This is a genomic window from Pedobacter duraquae (assembly GCF_004362245.1).
Classification (GTDB): domain Bacteria; phylum Bacteroidota; class Bacteroidia; order Sphingobacteriales; family Sphingobacteriaceae; genus Pedobacter; species Pedobacter duraquae.
In genome coordinates this window covers 896,501-919,605 of sequence record NZ_SNWM01000002.1, presented here as the reverse complement: position 1 = coordinate 919,605, position 23,105 = coordinate 896,501, and the positions used below count along the sequence as shown (strand labels likewise).

Below are 23,105 nucleotides of genomic sequence, written 5' to 3'. Positions count from 1 at the left end.
TTAAACGAATTGTATGATCAGGAATTTTACTAAAGTAATTTTTGTGCTTGTCTTTTGTTGTTCCTCAGCTATGCTGGCCAACGCTCAGAGCACAGTTATCAGTGGTACTGTAACCGATAAAGTGAGTAGAGCACCTATTCCAGGTGTAAACGTAACTGTTAAAGGCAGAACAACTGCCGCATCAACAGATGTAAATGGACGATTTTCTTTAACGAGTATAGAAAAGCCACCGTTGACTCTGGTTTTATCATATGTTGGCTATGCTACAGTAGAGCAGCAGCTTACAGCGACTACGACTAACCTAAGTTTGGAAATGGAATCTGGAGTAATTCTTGGTCAGGAAGTCGTAATTTCCGCATCACGTACCCCAGAGCGTATCCTTGAATCGCCAGTAACGATAGAAAGAATCAGCGCATCGAATATCAAGGATTTACCGGCACCTTCTTTTTATGACGCCCTTACCAATCTTAAAGGCGTTGAAATGAGTGCGCAGAGTTTAACTTTTAAATCTGTTAACACCAGAGGATTCAACTCGAATGGCAATACACGATTCAATCAGTTTGTAGACGGAATGGATAACCAGGCACCTGGATTAAATTTCTCTGTAGGCAATATTGTTGGTCTTTCGGAGCTGGATGTTGATAATGTGGAGCTACTTCCAGGAGCAGCGTCAGCATTATATGGCGCCGGTGGTATTAACGGGACTTTATTGATGACTTCGAAAAATCCCTTTGACTACCAAGGGGCAAGTTTTCAGTTTAAAACTGGAATAAATCACGTCAATGATAATGAAAGTCAGGTGCAGCAATTCAATCAGCTGGACGTCCGTCTGGCAAAGTCGTGGAACAAGCGCTTTGGATTCAAAACATCATTCTCTTTCCTTCAGGCAAAAGATTGGGCGGCAAATGATACCAGGGATTTCGACCGTACTGCACGTCAGCTGAAATCCGGAGATAGAAATACAGACCCTAATTACGATGGCGTAAACGTATATGGCGATGAGATCAGCCAGAATATGATTAATGTGGCACAGAGCGTGCAAAACCAAACCGTTGCAGGTATTCTAGCTGCTACAGGTAATACATTAAATATTAAAAACGTATTGGACGCCAGTTTGCCTGCTAATGCTACTGCTGCACAGCAAGGGGCATTTTTAAATAGTTTGCCTGCGGCATTGCGAGGTACCGTGCAGAATTACCTGCCGTTCTATTTTGGATTAAGAAACAATGCGATCCCGAATCAATATGTTTCACGTACCGGATATGCCGAGAAGGATTTGGTTGATTATGATACAAAATCGTTGAAGACATCTACGACTTTAAACTACCGTATCACAAAATCAATTGAAGCGATTGCACAAGCCAACTGGGGGACAGGAACATCTGTATATACAGGTACAGACAGGTATTCACTGCGCAACTTCTCAATCGGTCAGTATAAGCTGGAATTAAAAGGAAAGGACTTTTTTGTACGGGCATATACTACTCAGGAACGTTCTGGAGAGGCTTATAACGCAACGATTCTCGGAACATTCATTAATGAAGCCTGGAAGCCGTCGACCACATGGTTCCCGCAATATATCGCCAACTATTTGGGTTCCAGAGCTGCCGGTCAGAGCGATGCTGCATCGCAGATGTATGCGCGTTCTCAGGCTGATATCGGTCGGTTGATCCCTGGCACTCCTGGTTTTGAGTCTGCCAAGATTGCGATTACAGCAAAGCCAATCGGTCCGCAGAATGGGGCTAAGTTTACAGATAAAACAAATCTCTTCCATTATGAGGGTATGTACAACTTTTCTGACTTGTTTAGCAATGTTGTGGACTTCCAGGTGGGTGCATCCTATAGAAATTACTTTCTGCATTCTGACGGAACGATTTTCGATGATGCCAACAGGACATTGACTATTGAGGAATATGGTGCTTTTGCTCAATTAGGAAAAAAGATGCTTGACGATAAGTTGAAGTTAACAGTTGCGGGTAGGTATGATAAAAGTCAGAACTTTGAAGGGCGCTTTACCCCAAGAATTACGGGTGTCTTGACTGTAGCTCCTAACAATAACATCAGGGCCTCTTACCAGACTGGTTATAGAAATCCAACTACTCAGGATCAATACATAGATCTTGCTGTTGGTGGAGGCTCGACTCGTTTGATCGGTGGTTTGCCGGAATTTCTGGAAAAATATAAACTAATCAGCAACCCTGGGGTACTTGCAGATAACTACAGGGCATTTCTGGGATCCGTTGCAAGCGGTACACCCAATGCGGCGTTACTTGTTCCTTACGTTTTTGATCCGCGAGGTGTAAGACCTGAAAGTGTTAAGTCGTTTGAGCTTGGCTACAAAGGGTTGTTGGATAGAAGGTTGTTGATCGATACTTACGCATTCTACAACATCTACAGTAATTTTATTGGGGCTGTAGAAATTTACCAAAATCCAACTGCAACAGCTGTGAAGTTTAATGTTCCGGTAAACCTTGTTGATGATGTGAAAACTTACGGCGGTGCATTCGGGTTAGATTACATGTTCGGGAAGTTTAATGCTACAGGAAACGTATCTTATAATAAGATCAATAATGTCCCTGCTGGTTTTATTAACACCTTCAATACGCCTGAAATCAGATATAACCTGGGCTTAGGAAGCAAAGAGATTGTTAAGAACTTTGGGTTTAACGCGCAGTACAGATGGCAGGATAAATTTACCTGGAGTTCTACTTTCGGAACGGGTGAGGTACCGGCGTTTAATACTGTAGACGCCCAGGTAAGTCTAAAGATACCTTCTATCAATTCGATTGTTAAGGTTGGCGGATCAAACATCCTGAATAAATATTATAGCACCTCTTTCGGAAACCCAACGGTGGGTGCTATTTACTATACTTCGATCAGTTTTAATCCATAAAAATTGAATACTACAGGCTGTATCAAAATTGATCTTTTCAATAAGATTGATTTCGGTACGGCCTTTTTTTATGCTTTTTACTTCCGATTAAAATGAGGTAATCCTTGACAATTCATATAAAAATTAACACCTTAGGTGTATTAAATACACGATTCAGGGATCTAAGATTTACACTGCCCAATTCATGGAAGAAAATAACGAACAAGGAAAAGAAATAAAGAATAACGCTAATATTCAGGAAATCGTTGAAGAGACGATTCAACATCTTAACAACCCCGTTACCGATTTAAAACCCATTGTTAAAAAATATTTAACAGCGGTACAGCACGTGGTAGCTGAAGGGAACAAATTCTATTTTTCTGACGGCGACGCCCGTGTAGAAGTCAGAGTTGTGAGTGATGAAATTATTAGAGTACGCCTTGCTCCGCATGGCGTATTTCTTGATGATTTCTCTTACGCAGTGCCTGTGGTGGATCAGAAAGTAACTACTTTCAGGATAGACGAAACGGAAGATCATTATCATATATCGACCAATACTGTTACATGTAATGTGAGGAAGCTGGATTTTCAGATCTCCTTTAGTGACAATATCTCAGGGCAGGTGATGAATGAAGATCATTCACCGATGCACTGGGAGGAAAATGTAGATTTTGGTGGTTATTATGTATACGCGACAAAGCAGTGCTTACCAGAAGAAAACTTTTTTGGATTGGGTGATAAGTCGGGCAACATGAACCTCAGAGGCCGTCATTTCCAAAACTGGAATACTGACGCCTATTCCTTTGGATGGGAGCAGGATCCGCTATATCGCACAATTCCATTTTATGTTGGGTTGCATGATACAACGGCATATGGTATTTTCTTTGACAATACCTTCAGATCTTACTTTGATTTTGGAAGAGAAGATCAGACAAAAACCAGCTTCTGGGCTGATGGGGGAGAGCTTCAGTACTATTATATCCACGGGCCACATATGATGGACGTTGTTAAGCGTTATCAGACCTTAACAGGAACACATCCTATGCCGCCACAATGGGCAATAGGTTATCAGCAGTGTCGCTGGAGCTATTATCCCGAAAGTAAGGTCAAAGAAGTAGCCGAAGGTTTTAGATCCAGACAAATACCATGCGATGCTATTTATCTTGATATCGATTATATGGATGGCTATCGTTGTTTTACCTGGAACAAAAAGCATTTCCCCGATCCGAAACGCATGATCAAGGAATTGAATGATATCGGTATGAAAACCGTTGTGATGATTGACCCAGGGATTAAGGTTGACGATAACTATTGGGTATTTAAAGAGGGTAAGGATAAGAATTTCTTCTGTCGACGGAGTGATGATTATTTTATGGAAGGACATGTATGGCCAGGACGGTGTCAATTTCCAGACTTTACCAATCCCACCGTTAGAGAATGGTGGGGTGGTTTATATAAGGAGTTGGTAGATCTTGGTGTTGCTGGTGTCTGGAACGATATGAATGAGCCAGCTGTATTTGGATCCGGAACTTTCCCTAACGATGTCCGCCACAATTATGATGGTTATAGGGGGTCACATCGTAAGGCGCACAATGTCTACGGTATGCAGATGGTTCGGTCAACTTATGATGGACTAAAGAAATTGATGCGTAATAAAAGACCTTTTACAATCACACGTGCCGGTTACTCTGGTATGCAACGTTATGGTTGCGTATGGACTGGTGATAACGTGGCAAGTTGGGAGCATTTAAAAATGGGTAATATCCAGTGTCAGCGGATGTCAGTTTCGGGTGTTCCTTTTTGTGGTACTGATATTGGTGGATTTAGTGGAGAGCCAACGCCAGAGCTATTTACGAGATGGATTCAGCTGGGCACATTTTCCCCATTTATGCGTGCACACTCCGCAGGAGATACTGCTGAGCGTGAGCCTTGGAGTTTTGGAGAGCCATTTACGAGCATTAACCGAAAGTTTATTGAGCTTCGCTATAAGCTGATGCCATATATCTATTCAGTGTTTTGGGAGCATCATCGTTATGGGTTTCCTATATTGCGTCCAATGGTAATGCTGGAGCAGGATAACATCAGTAACCACTACAGGCAGGATGAGTTCACATTTGGTGATAAGATCCTGATATGTCCTATTCTGGAGCCAGGTGCGGTTTCAAGAATGGTCTATTTGCCGAAAGGAAAATGGTTCAATTACTGGTCGCATGAAGTGCTTACAGGTGGTCAGGAACACCACGTGGATGCTCCATTAGATATTATGCCAATTTTTGTTCGAGCTGGCTCTGTTGTGCCAGAATATCCTGTAATGCAGTTTGTTGGGGAGAAGAGAATCGATGAGGTACGTATGAATATTTATTATGCAGATTATGAGGTGAACTCTTTCTTATATGAAGATCACGGCGATACGTTCGCGTATGAACAGGATATCTATTCGGAAAAGAAATTTAATGTTAAAGGTGATGCTGAATCGTTGACAATCAGGCAATCAGTAGAAGGTCTTTATACGCCGAATTACGAATTGTACACATATAATGTGGTTGGCATTCCATTTGAAGTAAAGAAAATTACCATAGATGATAAAGATATTGTTGACTTTAGCATGGATGAGCACAACTGCCTGCAGTTTAAGTCAAACAAAAACTTCCACTATATCAGAATCACCATTTAACCTAGTAATTTAAACCCAGATAAATGAGCAAAGTAAAACAGGAAAAGCCTTCCATAAAAAGTGCTGTTTCAGTTAAGAAGAATAATCCTGTATTTACCGCTGGTTCGGATCAACCGGTGTGGGTTTATAGTTTACTCACAGATTTCGATGTTGCTTTATTTATTAGCGGGAAGCATTTTAGGCTCTATGAGAAAATGGGCGCGCATCTGGTACTTGTTGACGGTGTTGCAGGTACTTATTTTGCAGTCTGGGCACCCAATGCGCAGCGTGTTGGGGTAATGGGTGATTTTAGCGACTGGGATAAAACAGGTTATACGTTGTTCAGACGATTGGATAGTTCGGGAATTTGGGAAGGATTTATCCCCGGGATTTTGAAAGGTACTGTTTACAAGTATTCAATCGTAGGTTTTGACGGAGTGATCAGGGAAAAAGGAGATCCATTTGCGAGTCGCTGGGAGCATCCCCCACAAACCGCATCTATAGTTTGGGATACTGAGTACAAATGGAAGGATAAAGCCTGGATCAGTAAACGTCCAAAATTGACTGCGCTAGATCAACCAATGTCGGTTTATGAACTCCATCTGGGATCATGGCAAAGGGATCCATCAGAGCCTAAGCGGGTACTTAGTTATAATGAGATTGCAGTGAGCCTTGTGCCCTATATTTTGGAGATGGGATTTACGCATGTTGAGCTTATGCCCGTGATGGAATATCCTTATTTTCCATCCTGGGGATATCAGATAACAGGCTACTATGCGGCAAGTTCCAGGCATGGGACGCCTCAGGACCTCATGTTCCTGATTGAAGAATTGCATAAGAATAATATCGGTGTAATTCTGGATTGGGTTCCTTCCCATTTTCCTGGAGATGCACATGGTTTGTACGATTTTGACGGCACGCATCTTTATGAACATGCAGATATGCGTAAAGGGTTTCATCCTGACTGGAAGTCTTATATCTTTAATTACGACCGCAATGAGGTAAGGTCTTTTCTTATCAGTAATGCAGTATTTTGGCTGGATCAGTTTCATGCTGATGGACTAAGGGTAGACGCAGTAGCGTCTATGTTATATTATGACTTTTCTAGAAAGGCTGAAGAAGCTGCAACCAACGAATTTGGAGGTAGCGAAAACTTAGGTGCTATACAATTTCTTAAGGACATGAATGAAGTGGTCTATAAGGATTTCAAAGGTGTACATACAATCGCTGAAGAAAGTAGCACACATCCGGGTGTAACACATTCAGTAGAATCTGGTGGATTGGGCTTTGGTATGAAATGGATGATGGGCTGGATGAACGACACATTGAAATATTTCAAAAACGATCCCATCAATAGGCAATTCCATCACCATCAGCTTACGTTTAGCATTACGTATGCTTTTACAGAACGTTTTATGCTGCCCTTTTCTCATGATGAAGTAGTGCATGGTAAATCGTCTATGATCTATAAAATGCCGGGTGATGAATGGCAGAAGTTTGCGAACTTAAGGACGCTCTATACTTATATGTTCACCCAGCCGGGGACGAAACTTCTTTTTATGGGTAATGAATTCGCCCAAAATGGCGAATGGAATTTTACGAGGTCGCTGGACTGGCATTTGCTGCAATATGATTCCCATGCCGGCATGCAACGGACCGTTAAGGCCCTAAACAAGTTATACCGGTCGGAACCGGCATTGTATGTAAACGCCTTTTCTTATGAAGGATTTGAATGGATCAATGCAGATGATGCACAACATTCAGTGTATGCATATATCAGAAGATCCAACAATGATAAAGACACATTAGTTGTTGTTTTAAATCTGACTCCGGTGTTTCGCGAAGGATATCGAATTGGTATGCCTTCAGGATCAAAATGGAAAGAAGTTTTTAATACTGATGCCACAGAATTTTTTGGAAGCGGTAAGGTGAGAAATTTTCCTTACTTGCCAGAAAAAATACCGTGTCATGGGAGAGACTTATCCATCCTCATGGACGTACCCGCACTCGCAGCAGTGGTCTTGAAACAGATTAAATAAAGGATATTGTCATTTTATTGTCACTAGCTCATTTTATCTTATTAAAGTATACTAAATTAGTAGACTATTTATATATTTGTATTGTCAATAGAGTCATGTGGCCGAGCGGTTAGGTAATGGTCTGCAAAACCTTCTACGGCGGTTCGAATCCGTCCTTGACGTCCTAGCTGATTCTCAGCTTATTAGTTTAGATGTTTGGTTAGATCTAAGTTTTGATTGTTTAAAATGCCAGGTTGGATGACCTGGCATTTTTTTTAAGATGCTCAGTGTTTGATGTTAACGTATTCTTCGTATATTTACGATACAATCGTATTTATGGAGAAGTTATCAATACAGGAAGAGGAAGCCTTACAGGCAGTGTGGCAGTTTGGAGCTGGATTTATCAAAGATTTTATGGAGGTGATGGCGGTGCCTAAACCACCTTATACAACGCTTGCTTCTACAATCAAGAATCTGGAAAAAAAGGGCTTTTTAAAAAGCGAAAAATTTGCAAACGCATATCGTTATAGCGCGAAGGTTAAGGAAGCAGAATATAAAAAACGTTTTATGAGCGGATTTGTAAACGATTATTTTCAGAACTCCTACAAAGAACTTGTCGCTTTTTTCGCAAAAGACAAGAAAATAACCGCTGAAGAACTTAAAGAAATCATCAATTTGATAGAGAACCCTAAAGCCTAACCTCATGCCTGAACTGTTTATTTTTCTGCTTAAAGTAAATGCTGCGCTAATTGTATTCTGTATCGCATACTATGCTGTATTGAGAAAGCTTACTTTTTATACGCTGAATAGATTTTTCCTGATTGCAGGGATTGTTTTTTCAAGTGTCTATCCTTTTATAGATCCTGCGGTCATTTTTGGGCGGCATGAGAATCTAATCAAGCCACTCGCATCGGCGTTGCCACAAGTTTATACAGTTGCAGAACAGGCAGCAGAAGTTGATTATTGGTTGATTATGAAAGTGATTTTTTGGCTGGGGGTGTTATTTATGGCCTTAAAAATGGCTATCAGGTTTTACTCTCTCTATCTCATACACCGCAAATCTGTTCCTGGTTTGGTAAGTGCTTATCCAGTTCGTTTTTTAAACGGCGAGGTGAGTACCTTTTCATTTTGGAAAAATATCTATTTAAATCCTGACCATCATGCATCAGAGGAGATTAACGCCATTCTAGAGCATGAACAGGTGCATGTTAAACAACTGCACACGGTTGATATTTTATTGGCAGAACTCAGTACCGTATTTTATTGGTTTAATCCGGGGGTATGGTATATGCGTAAAGCGGTAAAAGAAAACGTTGAATTTATAACCGATCAGAATGTATTGCAGAAAGGTGTAGATCGCCGTGCTTACCAGTATAGTATGTTGAGTCCACAACTATTGGCACAGCCTTCGGGGCTGATGAATAATTTCAATGTAACTGGTATAAAGCGCAGGATCCAGATGATGAATAAAAAGCGATCGTCTGGTTTTCAACTGGTCAGGTACTTGTTTTTGTTGCCGGTATTGTTGTTGATAACAACTGCATTTACGTTGTTCAGAAAGGAAGTTAAAGATAGTAGTGTATTTAAAAATACATTAGCAGTTGCCAAAGATGTCCTGACTTTAGCACCTTCCTCAGATCAGAATGGTATTGAAATATCGGTGTCGGGTAAGAACGCATCTTCAAAGGTTAAACGGCAGTCGAAAAAGAAACAAAATAAGAAAGTTCCGGGTAGCTTACCTGTGCACATAAGATCTGTTCTCACAGATACAACGGCTAAAAAGGTAAATCCGATTTCGTTTGCGCCGGTTGCAGAACAAAATGGAGGTGCTAACACTGTTGTTATGGTACGATATAATACAACTGAATTTCGTAAACCAATTAATTTGGATTCGGCAACTGTAAAAGCTATAAAAGTTAATTTCATCTATCGTGATGATCAGAAAGGAAAAGGAGAACCTGTTGTTAGATTCCGTGGCCAAACTGCTGAAGAAGGTTCGGCTTCCAAAACGGTGTTGCTGGATAACGTAAAAGTAATAGGTTATGGTAAGATGATTAAAAATGGAGGCCGTTATATCAATGATGAGCGTATTACTCCAGAAGATCTGGCTAAACTTAATCCTGACGATATCACAGAGATCAAAGTGAAGCCAGACCCTGAAAATAAGGAGCAGAAAGCAATTTTTATCTATGCTAAAAAAGCTAATAATTAAAAGTTGCTTTCAAGAGTGCAATTCGGCCTGGGATATTGTACGTAGCCGAGGTGAATGAGTTGATTGATTGCGTATTTGCACTGTAGGTTTTAATATTAGCGAGATTGGTAATATTGAATCCGAAATCAGTATGAATTTTCGCCACCGTATACCTGAATTTCAGATCAGCAAACAGGTAACTTAGATTTTCTTGTCCTGACTGGCGACTGAGCATGTGTTCCCCGGATAAGGTTGTATACACACTGTTGAAAAGTGTTGCACTGAGTTCCAGTTGCTGGTTAAGTTTGTTGAAGTTGTTGTTAAGCCCATTGTTGACTGCGGTTTTGTTGGAATAATTGTTATAATTCAGCTTATAATCCAGGTTGAGTAATGCAGTAAGTTTACTTTGTATGCCCAATTTTAACCCGCTATTGGTCGTGGTGAACGGAAGTAGTTCATTATTCTGGATTTGGTTTGATGTATTATAAGCATAGTTTAAACCACCGCTAATGGTAGTGCGAAACGGGATTAGGTATTTGCTGATACTTCCGGATAAGTTATATACATCGGTGTTGTTTTCGAAGGGAAGTACTATTCTTTGTTGCAGGTTGCTGCTGAGAATACTTGATGAAATCGTATTCAGGTTAACTTGCGTATACGATGCCTGCACCGAAAAAAAGAACATAGAAATTGCTTTTCGGTAATTAAATGACAATGCAGCAGAACTGATATTTCGTTCGGAAATGGGAGCGTTGTTAGCAAAGAGACTTCTGTAGTTTCTCAGTATTGCGCCGCGGTAAACATCATCTATGTCTCCAAGCTCAGTTTTGCGGTTTAAAGCAAGTAGCAGATAGTTTTCAATGCTTGTTTGATATTTTAAACTGAGTCGGGGGTTGAAAAGTAGTTTAGTTAATTGTTCATCCATTTTATATTGTACATCACTGTACGCTATATGCTGAAGTGTCAAAGGTAGATTCAAAGTGGCTTTGAGTTTTTCACCAAGATATTCGTATGTTCCTTCAGCAAAAACACCTTTTTTGTTCCAATCCAGGTCATTCGTACCATTGCTAAGCGCGGGATTTTCGGCTTGGTTAGTTTGCATCGCAGTTAAAGACGAACTGAGGTTCTGGGCCTGGAAATTGAAGCCTGCTTTTAAAGATTGTGTGAATTTTCCGAAGACGTTTTTAAATGTGCCATAGTTATTTGTGAAAAACGAAGGCATCTGCACATGTTGTGTTAGCGTCTGATAGGGTAGTCCACTATTTAAAATGTCTTCATTGATACCGGGACTTATATCAAGGTTTTCGGGTCGGTTTATGGCGTTAACGTAGGAATATAAGGTGTAGATATTCCCTGACTTAAGCGTGTTCATATAATCAAATTCGTTTGATATATCTAACATTTGCTGCTTTAATTGTTGATCAAGCTTGGCGCCATTCGTATTTAATGCTACCTGGAACCTACTTGGATTATAGTCGGCCACAAAGGTGTTTTTCATGTAGAATTTGTCTTTATTTACATTGAGTGTTGCCTGAACGTGCAGTTGATCTGGATGAGCAACATTATGCTGATCTTCCGTATATCTGATGTTTCCTGTGGGTAAGGTGATATCAGTTGTTTTTGAGTAATCCCTGAGCTGCCTGTCGCGCACATAATAAATGTTGGTCTTAAGCTGCAGATCATTTTTCAGGTTGAACAGGTTGTTTGTGTTGAGTAACGCCGCCTGGTTAAATAGATATCTGTTTTGCGGCAGGTCTGGTACTCCAGCGGCACCACTGGAAAGAAAAGGGTCGGGTTTAGATTTAGTAAGTCGGCTCATATAATCAGAGAAATTATGAGAGATCAGGTCTTCTGCAGGATCCTTTCCGATGTTGTTTGCTTTGAGGTAGTTGATACCCTTATATTTCTTTTTAAACATCATGCCGCTGGCATTTTCATCAAATTTGCCAGGTACACCGGCGCCGAGACTTAACTCGCCCATCAACTTAAGCTTCGCTTCGTCTTTTATGGTGATATTGATGGCGACATCGTCACTGTTCGTTTTGTTTCGTAGCATCTTTACAGGCTGATCGTTTTGAACAACCTGTACCTTATCAACTGCGCCCTGGGGGATACTTTTGGTGGCTATATTATATTTGTCGTCCAGTAGATTATCACCATCGATTGTGAAGTTTGATATGGGCTTCCCATTATAGCTAATCTTTCCATTGGCTGCCATTTCTATTCCTGGCATTTTTTTCAGTACGTCGCCAAGTACGCGATCCTGTTTATCACTAAAATCAGAGACTTTATAGTTCAGGGTATCGCCGCTTACTTTTAAGGTAGGTCTGTTTTTGATTTTTACAGTTGGCAGGGCAATTGAACTTTCAGAAAGCGTGACGTCGTATACCTGCCGCTCTTCTATTATATCGATACTTTCTTTTGCAAAGCCAAGACTGGTTATTTCCAATCGTGTACCCGTTTTTTTTGTGGGAAAATTAAGCGTATATCTGCCACTAACATCGCTTGAAGTATAAGTGAGAATATTTCCTTCAATTGTCTTCAAGGTAATGTTCGCTGAAGACACTGGTTTCTGTTGTTTATCTTTAACCGTTCCTGAAATACGCAGTTGAGCAGTGGCAGGCATGCTCATCATTATAAGCATGCCTGAAAGAATTAAAATGATGTTCTTCATTTTTTCTCAGGTAATTCAATGGTATTTAGTACGGTTGCAGGTTTAACTGTAGTGCTCCCTGGGGCAGCTTTAAAAACTACTTTGGAATCACCACTCATTCCACCCATACTCGAATTTATAAATCCAGCAGGGTCTTTGCGCAAAGCCTCTTTTAGATTGTTGATCTCTTTTTCGGTAGTTTTTATCGCGTCTTTTGGTAATTCTATAATGCTGGCGGTTGTCAGATTGGTGCCTTCATACCCGCCAATCACCATCACTTGTCCAGGAATGACCGCCTGAGGTTTGGCAACGGGCATTTGTGTTTTAATTTCTGATGCGTTCACCACCTCAAAGCCATCAAATTTAAAATTAATTTCTTTTTTTAAGTCAGAAGCCTGCACGATAAGGCCAGGAAGGCCATTGAGTTTCCAGGGACCGCTGCTAAATGGTATCTCCGGACAATACCAGACGGTGTAATCCCTTCCTTTGAAATAAGCAGTTGCTTTTTGGCATTTCAGACCCGATATGGTCAACGTATCATTGCTTAACTTCCAATCGATCGCTGGCATTGAATCTTCGGTGAGGTAATTGTTGACGATCCGCTGTTTCGTGAACATTTTTTTTTCATTCCGATATATGTAGATGTCATTTCCCGTGGTTCTTTTACCAGGGCTCATTTTTATATTTTTAATGAGACCCTGTTCAAATTGCTTCGCCATTTCTTCCATTTCTTTCTTCCGCTTCTCGGCTTCTACCACTTTGTCGAGGCTGGTGTACAAACTCGCATTTTTTCCTAAAAGCAACATCATCTGTTCCTCACGTGTGCTGTCGGGTTTACTTGTATTTTCTACAATGCTGTAGGTGTATGATACTCTGGCACGAACGGTGTCTGCTTTTTGTGCCGTTGCTATACTTGCTTGGAGAAGTATTACGACGAATGTTAAAAGGCTGTTTTTTTTCATTTTTAAATATTTTAGTTACGAATACATTGTAAACATACGAAAGATTCGTAGTAATATGAATATGTCGTAATTATTTTAACAGAGTTTAACAATTGCTGGCAGCATAAAATAAAAAAAGGCTATAAAACAAGAAAGGGATGCCACATTTGCGACATCCCCATTCTAACCAAATAGAAAACCTGTTTGAACAGGCCTTATTTTACTGTTCCGTAGTATTCTACAAATTTAGCTAAGGCAGAAGAATAACCCCATTCGTTATCATACCATGAAACTACTTTTACGAAGTTATCATTCAAAGCAATACCTGCATTTGCATCAAAAATAGATGCATGGTCATCTCCGATAAAGTCAGAAGAAACAACTTCATCTTCTGTATATCCTAACACGCCTTTCAGATAACCTTCCGAGGCTGCTTTCATAGCGTCTTTAATTTCCTGATAAGTAGCTGGTTTTTCCAAACGCACTGTCAAATCTACTACGGATACGTCAGCAACAGGAACACGGAAAGCCATACCGGTTAATTTTCCTTTCAAAGCAGGAATAACTTTAGTTACTGCTTTAGCAGCGCCTGTAGCAGAAGGGATGATGTTAGAGAAACCACCACGTCCACCTCTCCAGTCTTTTGCCGACGGCCCGTCAACAGTCTTCTGAGTTGCAGTTACAGCATGTACAGTACTCATTAAGCCTTCAACAATACCCCAGTTGTCATTTAATACTTTTGCTATCGGAGCAAGACAGTTGGTTGTGCAAGAAGCATTAGAAACAACTGTTTGATCAGCAGTTAATTGCTCATGATTAACACCCATAACATAAGTAGGAATAGAATCGTCTTTTGCAGGAGCCGAAAGAACAACTCTTTTTGCACCAGCAGCGATATGTTTATCAGCATCTGCTTTAGTGAGGAATAAACCAGTAGATTCAATCACAGTTTCTACACCTACAGCATCCCATTTCAAATTTGCAGGATCTCTCTCAGCAGTAATGCGGATTGTTTTTCCGTTTACAACCAGGTTTCCGTCTACCACTTCGATAGTCCCGTCAAAACGGCCATGCGTAGAGTCATATTTCAACATATAAGCCATATAATCTGGCTCCACAAGGTCATTTATTGCAACAACATCTAATCCTCTTTTCAATGCGGCTCTGAATACCAGTCTGCCGATACGACCAAAGCCGTTGATTCCAATTTTGCTCATCTTATTAATTTGAATAATAGTTTAATAAATTATATATAGGTTCTTTTGTAATCGTTGTTATTTTCAAGCCATGTTTTTGCGCGATATGACGCAGCCTGTCCTGAAAGTGAGCTGCCACATTGCCCACAAAATGAATTTCTTCTCCGGGATGGTTTTTTACCGTAGGCAACAGGTAAATTTTCATATAATTTTCTAAAGCCTGATCGACCATCTGTTGTATTGCTGGTTCCGCTCTCCATTCCATAAAGAAATCGAAAAAGGAACTGAGAAACTGCTGAGGCATCGGTTTCTTATAAATCCTTTCCAGAATCAATGCCCTGTCCAGGTTATACTTCAACTCAAATTCTTTATGTAACTTAGGCGATAATTTGCCTTGTATAAAGCTTTTCAGCAGCAGTTTACCAAGATGATTGGAAGATCCCTCATCACCAAGAATGAAGCCTAGTCCAAAATTGTTTTGTTCGGGATTTTTGCCATCAAACCAGGCACAATTTGCGCCGCTACCCAGGATACCAACAATACCACTTTTGGTGTAACAAGCTGCAATAGCTGCTCCATAAAGGTCATCTTTTACAACGATCTTGCTAAACTTGAAAAATAGGCCTAATGTCTCCTCTAACTCGCGACTCCTTTCCGGCGACGTTGCTCCGGCAGTAAAAACATAAATTCTTTTAATTCGCTCGGCGTTATTAATCAGAATAGACTTTTTATTGAGGGCGTTCAGAATTGTCTTTTGGTCATTTAAGGTCGGATTAATACCGGGCATAGCACATTCAGCAATGGTTTTTCCATCTTTGGCAATTTTCCAAAATGCTGTTTTTGAGCCACTGTATACTACCGCTGTCATAATATTATATCGATAACACTTTTGCCATTTCTAATAGATCTGCTTCAAGCTTGAATGAATGTTTATTAAGTGCTTCATCCAGACTTGTTGTTTTTACATCGTTGCCCCGTAGGCCAACCATCTGTTCAGTATTCCCTTTCAGTAATTCATTTACGGCAGCGAATCCCAATCTGGATCCTAAGATGCGATCGAAGCTGCTTGGACTGCCGCCACGCTGCAGGTGTCCAAGGATAGTAACCTTTGTATCGTAGTGGTTAAATCTTTCCTTAACACGATTAGCAATGTCATACGCTCCGCCGGCTTTATGTCCTTCAGAAACAATCACAATACTTGAAGTTTTTTTTGTTGATGCACCACTTTCCAACTGCGTGATCAGTTCGTCTAAACTAGTTTGTTTTTCCGGTAGCAACACTGCCTCTGCTCCAGTTGCAACAGCACTTCTTAGTGCTATACAGCCGGAATCGCGACCCATCACTTCAATAAAGAATAAGCGGTCATGAGCATCTGCAGTATCTCTGATTTTGTCGATTGCTTCTATTACCGTATTCATTGCAGTATCGTATCCCAGTGTAAAGTCCGATCCGTACAAATCATTGTCAATTGTTCCAGGTACACCGATAACCTTCACTCCAAATTCTTTGGAGAAGCGTTGTGCCCCTGTAAAAGTTCCGTCTCCACCAATCACGACAAGCGCATCAATATCTCTGGCTTGTAAATTATCATAAGCCTGTTGCATTCCTTCTTTCGTTTTGAATTCCAGGCAACGGGCAGTTTTTAGTATAGTACCACCTAGGTGGATGATATTGCTTACAGAACGGGCATCCATTGGAATGATGTTATTGGTGATCAATCCCTGGTAACCCTGCATAACGCCGAACATATTGATACCATTGTAGATACCAGTACGTATGACAGCCCTTATACAGGCATTCATTCCGGGTGCGTCACCGCCTGAAGTCAATACAGCAATATTTTTAATATTTGGTCTCATAATTATTATACGAATATACCGTGTATTTATTACACTAAGTAATTTATTTCAAGTTTTTTCATCAGTGGATTGTATTTTTTTAGAGAGATTACGCTTTGATCCGTCTGCTTAGTTTACTGGTTATCAATTCAAGATTATGCTGCCAAGGTAGAAAAAAAACGCAAGCCATTTTGTCCAGTTGTTCAATGGATATAGTTAAGCTACCTGGTTCTTTGACCAGGGAATTTGGGTTTATTGTAAATACGATAAAGTTTGTGTTGCGTTAACGTGTAACAAATGTTAAGAATAATATTCTTTTCTGCTTAATTCATTTAATTATATATTTACATTTACGTCGTTTTTACACTAAGTCGTTTTAATAAAGCTCTAAGTGTACATTTAAATTGCAAACACAAAAACATAAAGATTTGAAAGAAATGTTACCACAGTTTAATTCTGCCTTCTCGATTGATTGTGTGATTTTCGGGTTTGACGCTGGAGAATTAAAAATCTTATTGATCGAAAGAAACGAAGAACCTTTTAAAGATTGGTGGGCTCTTCCAGGTAATATCGTAGGCGAGAATGAAAGTCTTGATCAATCGGCATCTAGAATTCTTCACGAACTGACTGGATTAGGCGATATCTACATGGAACAATATTATACTTTCGGTGATGTAGCACGTCACCCACAAGGTAGAGTATTAAGTGTTGCCTATTACGCATTGATAAGATTGGGAGGAGATAAAGCATTAAAGCCTATCAGCAATTATGCTAAGCAGGCATATTGGGTAAATATCAAGGAACTGCCGAGATTGGCATTTGACCACCAGCAGATTTTTGATAAAGGCCTGGAGAAAATCAAAAGGAGGATCAAACATCAGCCTATTGCCTTTGAGTTATTGCCAGAGAAATTTACACTAACCCAACTTCAGAATATCTACGAATTAATTTCTGATAAAAAACTTGATAAAAGGAATTTCAGGAAAAAGATGCTCAGTTTTGGGGTGCTTAAAGACCTTGATGAGAAACAGAAAGGTGTGTCGTTCCGTGCTGCAACGCTGTATCGCTTTGATAAAAGGAAATATGCCAAGCTATTTGGGAAGGAAATCTCTTTCTAGAGTATACATTCATAAAAAAAGCGAAGATCTTCATCTTCGCTTTTTTTATGAATGTATACTAAGCTTATTTGCTTGCCGATTCAATATGATAGTTGACAAGGTCATCTATAGGTGATCGGATAATTTTACCGATTCCCATTTCGTAACGATCTGCAACAACACTTAGGATATCGCGGAAGCTATAGCCTACCGATCCTACACAGTTTAGTTTGTAGTCTTTGTAATTTGGATAGTGCGTAACCAGGTTCTCAAAAAATGCAGAGAATGCAAAGTCTACTGTAGAGAATGCATAATCTTCATAGTTGTCTTTGTAATCGTACAAAAACTTACTAAAGCTAGCGCAAAAACGGTTTGGAAGTGGTTTGTTATAGATATTGTCAAAAATATCTTCGTTGGTCAAGGCATAGTTGTCATAAAAACTTTCTCTAAGTCCTTTTGGCATATATCCCTTCATGTAATCACTCAGGATTCTTTTACCAATATAACAACCGCTACCCTCATCGCCAAGGAAATAGCCTAATGAATCAATATTCAAAGAAATATCCTTACCATCGTACAGGCATGAATTTGTACCGGTACCTAATATCGCTGCAAATCCGGGCTCATCACCAAGTAATGCACGGCAAGAGGCGAGTAAGTCGTGACCGATAAATATTTTAGCATTCGGGAAAGTTACCTGCATCGCATCAGCCACAATTTTTCTTTTGGCGTCTGTAGAACAGCCAGCTCCATAATAGTACACTTCGGTAAGCTTCTCTGTTTCTAAGTGATCAGGAAGTCCGATTTTAAGTGAGTCTATGATATAAGCTGTGCTCGAGAAATAAGGATTGTAACCTTCAGTATTAAAAAGAATCTTTCTTCCGGCTTCATTGATTAAGCACCAATTGGTTTTGGTTGAACCACCATCTGCAATAACTATCATCTTAATTTAAATTTTTCGGCATAAAAGTATACATTCTTAACACTTGTGGCTGACTTTTTTTCATAATTTTATTTTTTTAATACTCGTTTAGGTAAGGCATTTTTATGGTTAGTTTAAATGCCCAAATAGGTTATTGTTAAAAAAACACTAAGCTAAAATTACATTTGTTATTTTAAAATCCAAATTATTAAATTCTAAGTGTAGCTTTTAGCCCGTTTGTATTTTTTATTTAGAAAATTAAATTCAATTATAAGCGACTGATAAACAGTGTTAATTGGTTGAATTTTTGCCTGGGTGGTTGTTAATTAAAAAGAAAAATTTGATGCGATATTTTTTTTATTTTTTTCCTGTATCAGGTATAGGAATACCAATAAAAAGCTAATATTTGTATTCAGACAGTTCAAAATTTTATGCAAGAAAAAGTAGATTTTAGAAGCGATACGGTGACCCGACCGACAGCAGGAATGTTGGACGCAATGATGCATGCTAAGATTGGTGATGACGTTTTCGGTGAAGATGAGACCGTCAATGAATTAGAGTCAAAATTAGCTGCTATTTTCCAGATGGAAGCTGGACTTTTTTGTCCCTCAGGTACGATGACCAACCAGATTGCGATTAAATGTTTTACACAGCCTATGGATGAGGTTATCTGCGATCAGACTTCACATGTTTATCGGTATGAAGGAGGTGGTATAGCCTATAATTCTTTGGCCTCAGTTAGACTGTTGTATGGTGAGCGGGGCATCCTTACTCCTCAGTTGATTGCACCTGAAATTAATGAAGAAAATATTCATTATCCAAACACAAGTTTGGTAGTGCTAGAAAATACAGTCAATAAAGGTGGCGGTGCTTGTTATACGCTTGATCAAATTAACCCCATTGCGGAATTGTGCAGTACGGAAGGATTAAAATTGCATCTTGATGGTGCAAGAATATTTAATGCGCTTATTGCAACAGGAGATGCAGCATCAGATTACGGACAGTATTTCGACGGCATATCTGTATGTTTATCTAAAGGACTGGGCGCACCAGTGGGATCAGTATTTTTATCTGATCAGGCTACCATTAAACGGGCAAGGAAGCTACGTAAGGTGTTTGGCGGTGGAATGCGTCAGGCTGGATTCTTGGCGGCGGCAGGCATTTATGCGCTGGATAATCATGTAGACCGTTTGGCGATAGACCATCAACACGCCAAGGCGCTGGCTGATACCTTATCTGCGTGCAATTACATTGAATCTGTTATGCCAGTAGAGACAAATATCGTTATCGTGAAAGTGACTGCAAGTCGTAATGCCACTGAATTAGTACGAACTTTGGCAGATAAAGGAATTTTATGCAATACTACCGGTCCGGATACGATTCGTTTCGTTACACATTTAGACGTATCTTCAACTATGATAGATCAGGCGATAGCAGTATTTCGTGAGCTGTAGCTGATCGCCAGTAGAATTAAAGATTATGAATAAAGTTTTAGTAGCAAACCGCGGAGAAATAGCGTTGCGTATCATGCGTTCCGCTCGTGAAATGGGTATAAAAACAGTTGCTGTATTTTCTGAGGCAGACCGCAGCGCACTGCACGTGCGTTATGCAGATGAAGCCATTTGTATTGGCCCGTCAGCTGCTAGCCAGTCGTATCTTGTTCCTGAAAAAATCATTAATGCCTGTAAAGTTACTGGTGCTGATGCTGTACATCCGGGATATGGTTTCTTATCCGAAAATGCTGACTTTTCCAGGGCTGTGCAGGCCGCGGGACTTATTTTTATCGGTCCGGAACCTGAAGCAATGGAGATCATGGGAAACAAGCTTTCGGCAAAGGCGGCGGCATTGGCCTGGAATATTCCACTTGTCCCAGGAACCGCTGAAGCAATTACCAATGTTGCTGAGGCCAAAATTAAGGCGATTGAAGTGGGTTTTCCTATACTAATTAAAGCAGCAGCCGGGGGCGGTGGTAAAGGAATGCGGATTGTGCATAAGGCGGAAGATTTTGAAGAGCAAATGGGACTGGCTGTAAGTGAAGCTACATCAGCCTTTGGAGACGGTTCTGTCTTTATCGAACGATATGTGTCTTCGCCAAGGCACATTGAAATTCAGGTGCTTGGAGATAGTCACGGTAACATTGTTTATTTGTTCGAGAGGGAGTGTTCAGTACAGCGTAGACATCAGAAAGTTGTTGAAGAAGCTCCATCAAGCGTGCTGACATCAGAAATTCGAGAGCAGATGGGGAAATGCGCGGTAGACGTAGCACGTTCTGTCAATTATACCGGAGCTGGAACAGTAGAGTTTATCCTGGATGAAAATCTAAATTTCTTCTTTTTGGAAATGAATACGCGTCTCCAGGTTGAACATCCCGTTACTGAAATGATCACTGGTTTGGACCTTGTGAAAGAGCAAATTAAAATTGCAAGAGGAGAGGCGCTCACTTATGCGCAGGGCGACTTAATTATGCGTGGTCATGCCATTGAACTGCGCGTGTATGCCGAAGATCCTAAAAATAATTTTCTGCCCGACATAGGTACCTTAAAAACATATAAACTGCCGGCAGGCAAAGGTGTTCGCGTAGATGATGGATTTGAAGCTGGAATGGAAATCCCGATCTACTATGATCCAATGATTGCTAAACTAATTACCTATGGACAAACGCGGGAAGAAGCGATAGAAATTATGATCAGAGCTATTGCAGAATATGACATTACGGGCATACAAACTACCCTAGGCTTTGGTAATTTTGTGATGCATCATGACGCATTCAGAAGTGGTAATTTTGATACGCACTTTGTTGATAAATACTTCAAGCCTGGAGAGCCTGGAGAGCGTGGAGAGCGTGATCATGTCAATGAAGCTGAAACCTTGATCGCTGCAATTTTTGGATCTATTTATCGAAAGACCGCAGAGGCATCAGCAGTAACTGAAGCAACAACTAATAAAAGAAGTAACTGGCGGACAAATAGAATCGCTCAAAAATAAAAAATATGTTTACCGGAATAATAGAAACGCTCGGCACTGTTGAAGCTGTAGAAAGAGAACAGGATAATATTCATTACACAATTTCTGCTGCCTTGACCAATGAATTGAAAATTGATCAGAGTGTTGCGCATAATGGGGTCTGTTTAACAGTGGTTGGATTGACGGAAAATACATATATGGTAACAGCAATTCAGGAAACACTTGATAAAACCAATTTACAGCATTTGAAACCTGGGAGTAAGGTGAATCTGGAACGTTGTATGCAGATGAATGGCCGTTTGGACGGTCATATAGTTCAGGGCCACGTCGATCAGACAGCAATTTGTGTTCGTAGGGAAGCGCTTGAAGGAAGTTGGGAATACAGGTTTCAATATGATAGCACGATTGGAAATGTAACAGTTGAAAAAGGTTCTATCTGCGTCAACGGCATCAGTCTGACTGTTGTCAATTCTGCGGATGATGCCTTTTCTGTCTTTATCATTCCTTACACTTACGAACATACCAACCTGCATGAAGTTTCAGTAGGGGATACCGTAAATTTAGAGTTTGATATTATCGGTAAATATGTTGCCCGACTTACCCGTAAGTAATTATTTGCTTAGGGTATTGATTCGATCTTTAACATATAGTATTGCCTCCTTGTTTTTGCCTTCATCTGGCTTGCTTTTTAAATATAGCCGATAATAGGTAAGTGCCTTCGCAGGCTCTTTTAATTTCAAATCTTCTAATAACGCAATATTGTAATAGATTCCACCTTTACTGGTGTATTCCAATCCTTTTTTGTATGCTGCCAATGCAGATTTATATTGCAGTTTTTCTTCATACACAGTCCCCAATAAGGTGTAATAACTGGCCATATTAGGTGACGTGCTGAATTCTATAGTTTTTTTAGTGTATTCGGCAGAAAACGTGTAGTTTTTCAGTTCACGATAACAAAGCGCAGTGTAGTACAAGCTAGTTTCGTTTTCTTGTCCCCAGGATTCCAGAAGCTTAAAATATCTAATTGCTTTTTCAAAGGCTTTGGTCAACACAGATAACTTCCCCATCGTCGTAATCACAAATGATGTACTGTCCCCAGCCGCCATTAGCCGTTCGCCAACTTCGCTGGCTTCAGGGAATTTCAATAATGCCATACATACTGGCAACCTGGCTTTAAGCAATATGAAATTTCCGGTATCTGCTTTCATTGCGGGATCAAGTACAGCATAAGCTTTTTTATCCTGCTTTAAGATATTATAGCTTGTTGCCAGATCATATGCTACATCGGCCTCTGCTGGATTTAGTTTATTTGCTTTTTCAAGATACTTGATCTTGTCAGGGTCGTTACTCAAAGGATATAAGTTGGCAAGTTGCTTATACACATTAAAATTTGTACTGTCTGCTTTCAGGATCTCCAGGTAGAAGCTTTTCGCTTTTTCTTCATTTCCACGCCTGAGACTGATGGAGGCAAGATTAAACAAGACTGTTATATTGGTTGGTTGCAGTTGCTGCAGCGCAAGATAGTTTTTTTCTGCTTCGGGCAATAAACCTGCCATCAGATGAACATAGGCGAGTTGAAATAGCGCTTTTGGATCATTACTTTCCTTACCATAGATATTTTCAAGATAAGTTGCCGCCTCTGAATAACGCTGGTTCTGATAGTAGTCAAGAAGCTTTTCTTTGTCTAAATTACTTGTTTGAGCTTGCGCGACTGCTGCAACAATGAATAGAATTAATAAGCTAACATACTTTTTCATATC

General features: G+C 40.1%; 16 protein-coding genes and 1 tRNA gene. 10 read left to right on the top strand and 7 right to left on the bottom strand.

Translation table 11 applies throughout. From position 1 onward, the window contains the following. The first annotated feature begins 13 nt into the window (after positions 1-13). From CLV32_RS10010 to CLV32_RS09985, 6 genes are all read left to right on the top strand, one after another. Complete coding sequence (locus CLV32_RS10010; RefSeq protein ID WP_133554969.1) at positions 14-2,893, top strand: TonB-dependent receptor; 2,880 nt, start codon at positions 14-16, stop codon at positions 2,891-2,893. Between the two features lie 184 nt (positions 2,894-3,077). Then, positions 3,078-5,546, top strand: coding sequence for a glycoside hydrolase family 31 protein (locus tag CLV32_RS10005; protein WP_133554967.1), 2,469 nt, complete (start codon positions 3,078-3,080; stop codon positions 5,544-5,546). Between the two features lie 23 nt (positions 5,547-5,569). Then, positions 5,570-7,564 (top strand): 1,4-alpha-glucan branching protein GlgB, encoded by a 1,995-nt coding sequence (gene glgB, locus CLV32_RS10000; protein ID WP_133554965.1) that lies wholly within the window; start codon positions 5,570-5,572, stop codon positions 7,562-7,564. 91 nt (positions 7,565-7,655) lie between these two features. Continuing rightward, a tRNA-Cys gene (locus CLV32_RS09995) sits at positions 7,656-7,726 on the top strand. 153 nt (positions 7,727-7,879) lie between these two features. Continuing rightward, positions 7,880-8,242 carry a BlaI/MecI/CopY family transcriptional regulator gene (locus CLV32_RS09990; protein ID WP_133554963.1) on the top strand — a complete coding sequence of 121 codons (363 nt, stop codon included), beginning with the start codon at positions 7,880-7,882 and terminating at the stop codon, positions 8,240-8,242. Positions 8,243-8,246: 4 nt separating this feature from the next. Next, the gene (locus tag CLV32_RS09985) at positions 8,247-9,755 is read left to right on the top strand and encodes a M56 family metallopeptidase (RefSeq protein WP_133554961.1); all 1,509 of its coding nucleotides are present in this window, start codon (positions 8,247-8,249) and stop codon (positions 9,753-9,755) included. On the opposite strand, the gene CLV32_RS09980 is transcribed toward CLV32_RS09985, so the two are convergent. The 5 genes from CLV32_RS09980 to pfkA form a co-directional block, all read right to left on the bottom strand. Next, the gene (locus tag CLV32_RS09980) at positions 9,745-12,408 is read right to left on the bottom strand and encodes a carboxypeptidase-like regulatory domain-containing protein (RefSeq protein ID WP_133554959.1); all 2,664 of its coding nucleotides are present in this window, start codon (positions 12,406-12,408) and stop codon (positions 9,745-9,747) included. The two genes, CLV32_RS09985 and CLV32_RS09980, sit on opposite strands and share 11 nt — an antisense overlap. After that, positions 12,405-13,349 (bottom strand): GLPGLI family protein, encoded by a 945-nt coding sequence (locus CLV32_RS09975; RefSeq protein ID WP_133554956.1) that lies wholly within the window; start codon positions 13,347-13,349, stop codon positions 12,405-12,407. Before CLV32_RS09975 ends, CLV32_RS09980 begins: the two co-directional genes overlap by 4 nt. Positions 13,350-13,543: 194 nt before the next feature. After that, positions 13,544-14,545: a type I glyceraldehyde-3-phosphate dehydrogenase gene (gene gap, locus CLV32_RS09970; RefSeq protein ID WP_133554954.1), complete on the bottom strand. Its 1,002-nt coding sequence runs from the start codon at positions 14,543-14,545 to the stop codon at positions 13,544-13,546. Positions 14,546-14,549: 4 nt separating this feature from the next. Then, a complete protein-coding gene (locus CLV32_RS09965; protein WP_133554952.1) occupies positions 14,550-15,392 on the bottom strand; it encodes a hypothetical protein in 843 nt (280 codons plus the stop codon). Positions 15,393-15,396: 4 nt separating this feature from the next. Further along, entirely contained in the window at positions 15,397-16,383 is a 987-nt protein-coding gene (pfkA, locus tag CLV32_RS09960; protein WP_133554950.1) for a 6-phosphofructokinase, read from the bottom strand. Between the two features lie 416 nt (positions 16,384-16,799). On the opposite strand from pfkA, the gene CLV32_RS09955 reads away from it, so the two are divergent. Continuing rightward, complete coding sequence (locus tag CLV32_RS09955; protein ID WP_166641934.1) at positions 16,800-17,480, top strand: NUDIX hydrolase; 681 nt, start codon at positions 16,800-16,802, stop codon at positions 17,478-17,480. 64 nt (positions 17,481-17,544) lie between these two features. Here the strand turns inward: CLV32_RS09955 and CLV32_RS09950 are convergent, their stop codons facing one another. After that, positions 17,545-18,402 carry an N-acetylglucosamine kinase gene (locus CLV32_RS09950; RefSeq protein ID WP_133554946.1) on the bottom strand — a complete coding sequence of 286 codons (858 nt, stop codon included), beginning with the start codon at positions 18,400-18,402 and terminating at the stop codon, positions 17,545-17,547. Between the two features lie 410 nt (positions 18,403-18,812). On the opposite strand from CLV32_RS09950, the gene CLV32_RS09945 reads away from it, so the two are divergent. The 3 genes from CLV32_RS09945 to CLV32_RS09935 are packed head-to-tail and all read left to right on the top strand — an operon-like array spanning position 18,813 to position 21,956. Beyond that, complete coding sequence (locus tag CLV32_RS09945; protein ID WP_133554945.1) at positions 18,813-19,835, top strand: threonine aldolase family protein; 1,023 nt, start codon at positions 18,813-18,815, stop codon at positions 19,833-19,835. A gap of 25 nt (positions 19,836-19,860) precedes the next feature. Beyond that, the gene (accC, locus tag CLV32_RS09940) at positions 19,861-21,366 is read left to right on the top strand and encodes an acetyl-CoA carboxylase biotin carboxylase subunit (RefSeq protein WP_133554943.1); all 1,506 of its coding nucleotides are present in this window, start codon (positions 19,861-19,863) and stop codon (positions 21,364-21,366) included. Between the two features lie 5 nt (positions 21,367-21,371). After that, on the top strand, positions 21,372-21,956 hold the full coding sequence (locus tag CLV32_RS09935) for a riboflavin synthase (protein WP_133554941.1): 585 nt from the start codon (positions 21,372-21,374) through the stop codon (positions 21,954-21,956). On the opposite strand, the gene CLV32_RS09930 is transcribed toward CLV32_RS09935, so the two are convergent. Next, the gene (locus tag CLV32_RS09930; RefSeq protein WP_133554940.1) at positions 21,957-23,102 is read right to left on the bottom strand and encodes a tetratricopeptide repeat protein; all 1,146 of its coding nucleotides are present in this window, start codon (positions 23,100-23,102) and stop codon (positions 21,957-21,959) included. Between the last annotated feature and the right edge of the window lie 3 nt (positions 23,103-23,105).

Excerpts from the sequence above, each read along its gene's own strand:
- CLV32_RS10010 (WP_133554969.1), top strand. The coding sequence starts at position 14 with ATGATCAGGAATTTTACTAAAGTAATTTTTGTGCTTGTCTTTTGTTGT.
- CLV32_RS10005 (WP_133554967.1), top strand. The coding sequence starts at position 3,078 with ATGGAAGAAAATAACGAACAAGGAAAAGAAATAAAGAATAACGCTAAT.
- glgB (WP_133554965.1), top strand. The coding sequence starts at position 5,570 with ATGAGCAAAGTAAAACAGGAAAAGCCTTCCATAAAAAGTGCTGTTTCA.
- CLV32_RS09990 (WP_133554963.1), top strand. The coding sequence starts at position 7,880 with ATGGAGAAGTTATCAATACAGGAAGAGGAAGCCTTACAGGCAGTGTGG.
- CLV32_RS09985 (WP_133554961.1), top strand. The coding sequence starts at position 8,247 with ATGCCTGAACTGTTTATTTTTCTGCTTAAAGTAAATGCTGCGCTAATT.
- CLV32_RS09980 (WP_133554959.1), bottom strand. The coding sequence starts at position 12,408 with ATGAAGAACATCATTTTAATTCTTTCAGGCATGCTTATAATGATGAGC.
- CLV32_RS09975 (WP_133554956.1), bottom strand. The coding sequence starts at position 13,349 with ATGAAAAAAAACAGCCTTTTAACATTCGTCGTAATACTTCTCCAAGCA.
- gap (WP_133554954.1), bottom strand. The coding sequence starts at position 14,545 with ATGAGCAAAATTGGAATCAACGGCTTTGGTCGTATCGGCAGACTGGTA.
- CLV32_RS09965 (WP_133554952.1), bottom strand. The coding sequence starts at position 15,392 with ATGACAGCGGTAGTATACAGTGGCTCAAAAACAGCATTTTGGAAAATT.
- pfkA (WP_133554950.1), bottom strand. The coding sequence starts at position 16,383 with ATGAGACCAAATATTAAAAATATTGCTGTATTGACTTCAGGCGGTGAC.
- CLV32_RS09955 (WP_166641934.1), top strand. The coding sequence starts at position 16,800 with ATGTTACCACAGTTTAATTCTGCCTTCTCGATTGATTGTGTGATTTTC.
- CLV32_RS09950 (WP_133554946.1), bottom strand. The coding sequence starts at position 18,402 with ATGATAGTTATTGCAGATGGTGGTTCAACCAAAACCAATTGGTGCTTA.
- CLV32_RS09945 (WP_133554945.1), top strand. The coding sequence starts at position 18,813 with ATGCAAGAAAAAGTAGATTTTAGAAGCGATACGGTGACCCGACCGACA.
- accC (WP_133554943.1), top strand. The coding sequence starts at position 19,861 with ATGAATAAAGTTTTAGTAGCAAACCGCGGAGAAATAGCGTTGCGTATC.
- CLV32_RS09935 (WP_133554941.1), top strand. The coding sequence starts at position 21,372 with ATGTTTACCGGAATAATAGAAACGCTCGGCACTGTTGAAGCTGTAGAA.
- CLV32_RS09930 (WP_133554940.1), bottom strand. The coding sequence starts at position 23,102 with ATGAAAAAGTATGTTAGCTTATTAATTCTATTCATTGTTGCAGCAGTC.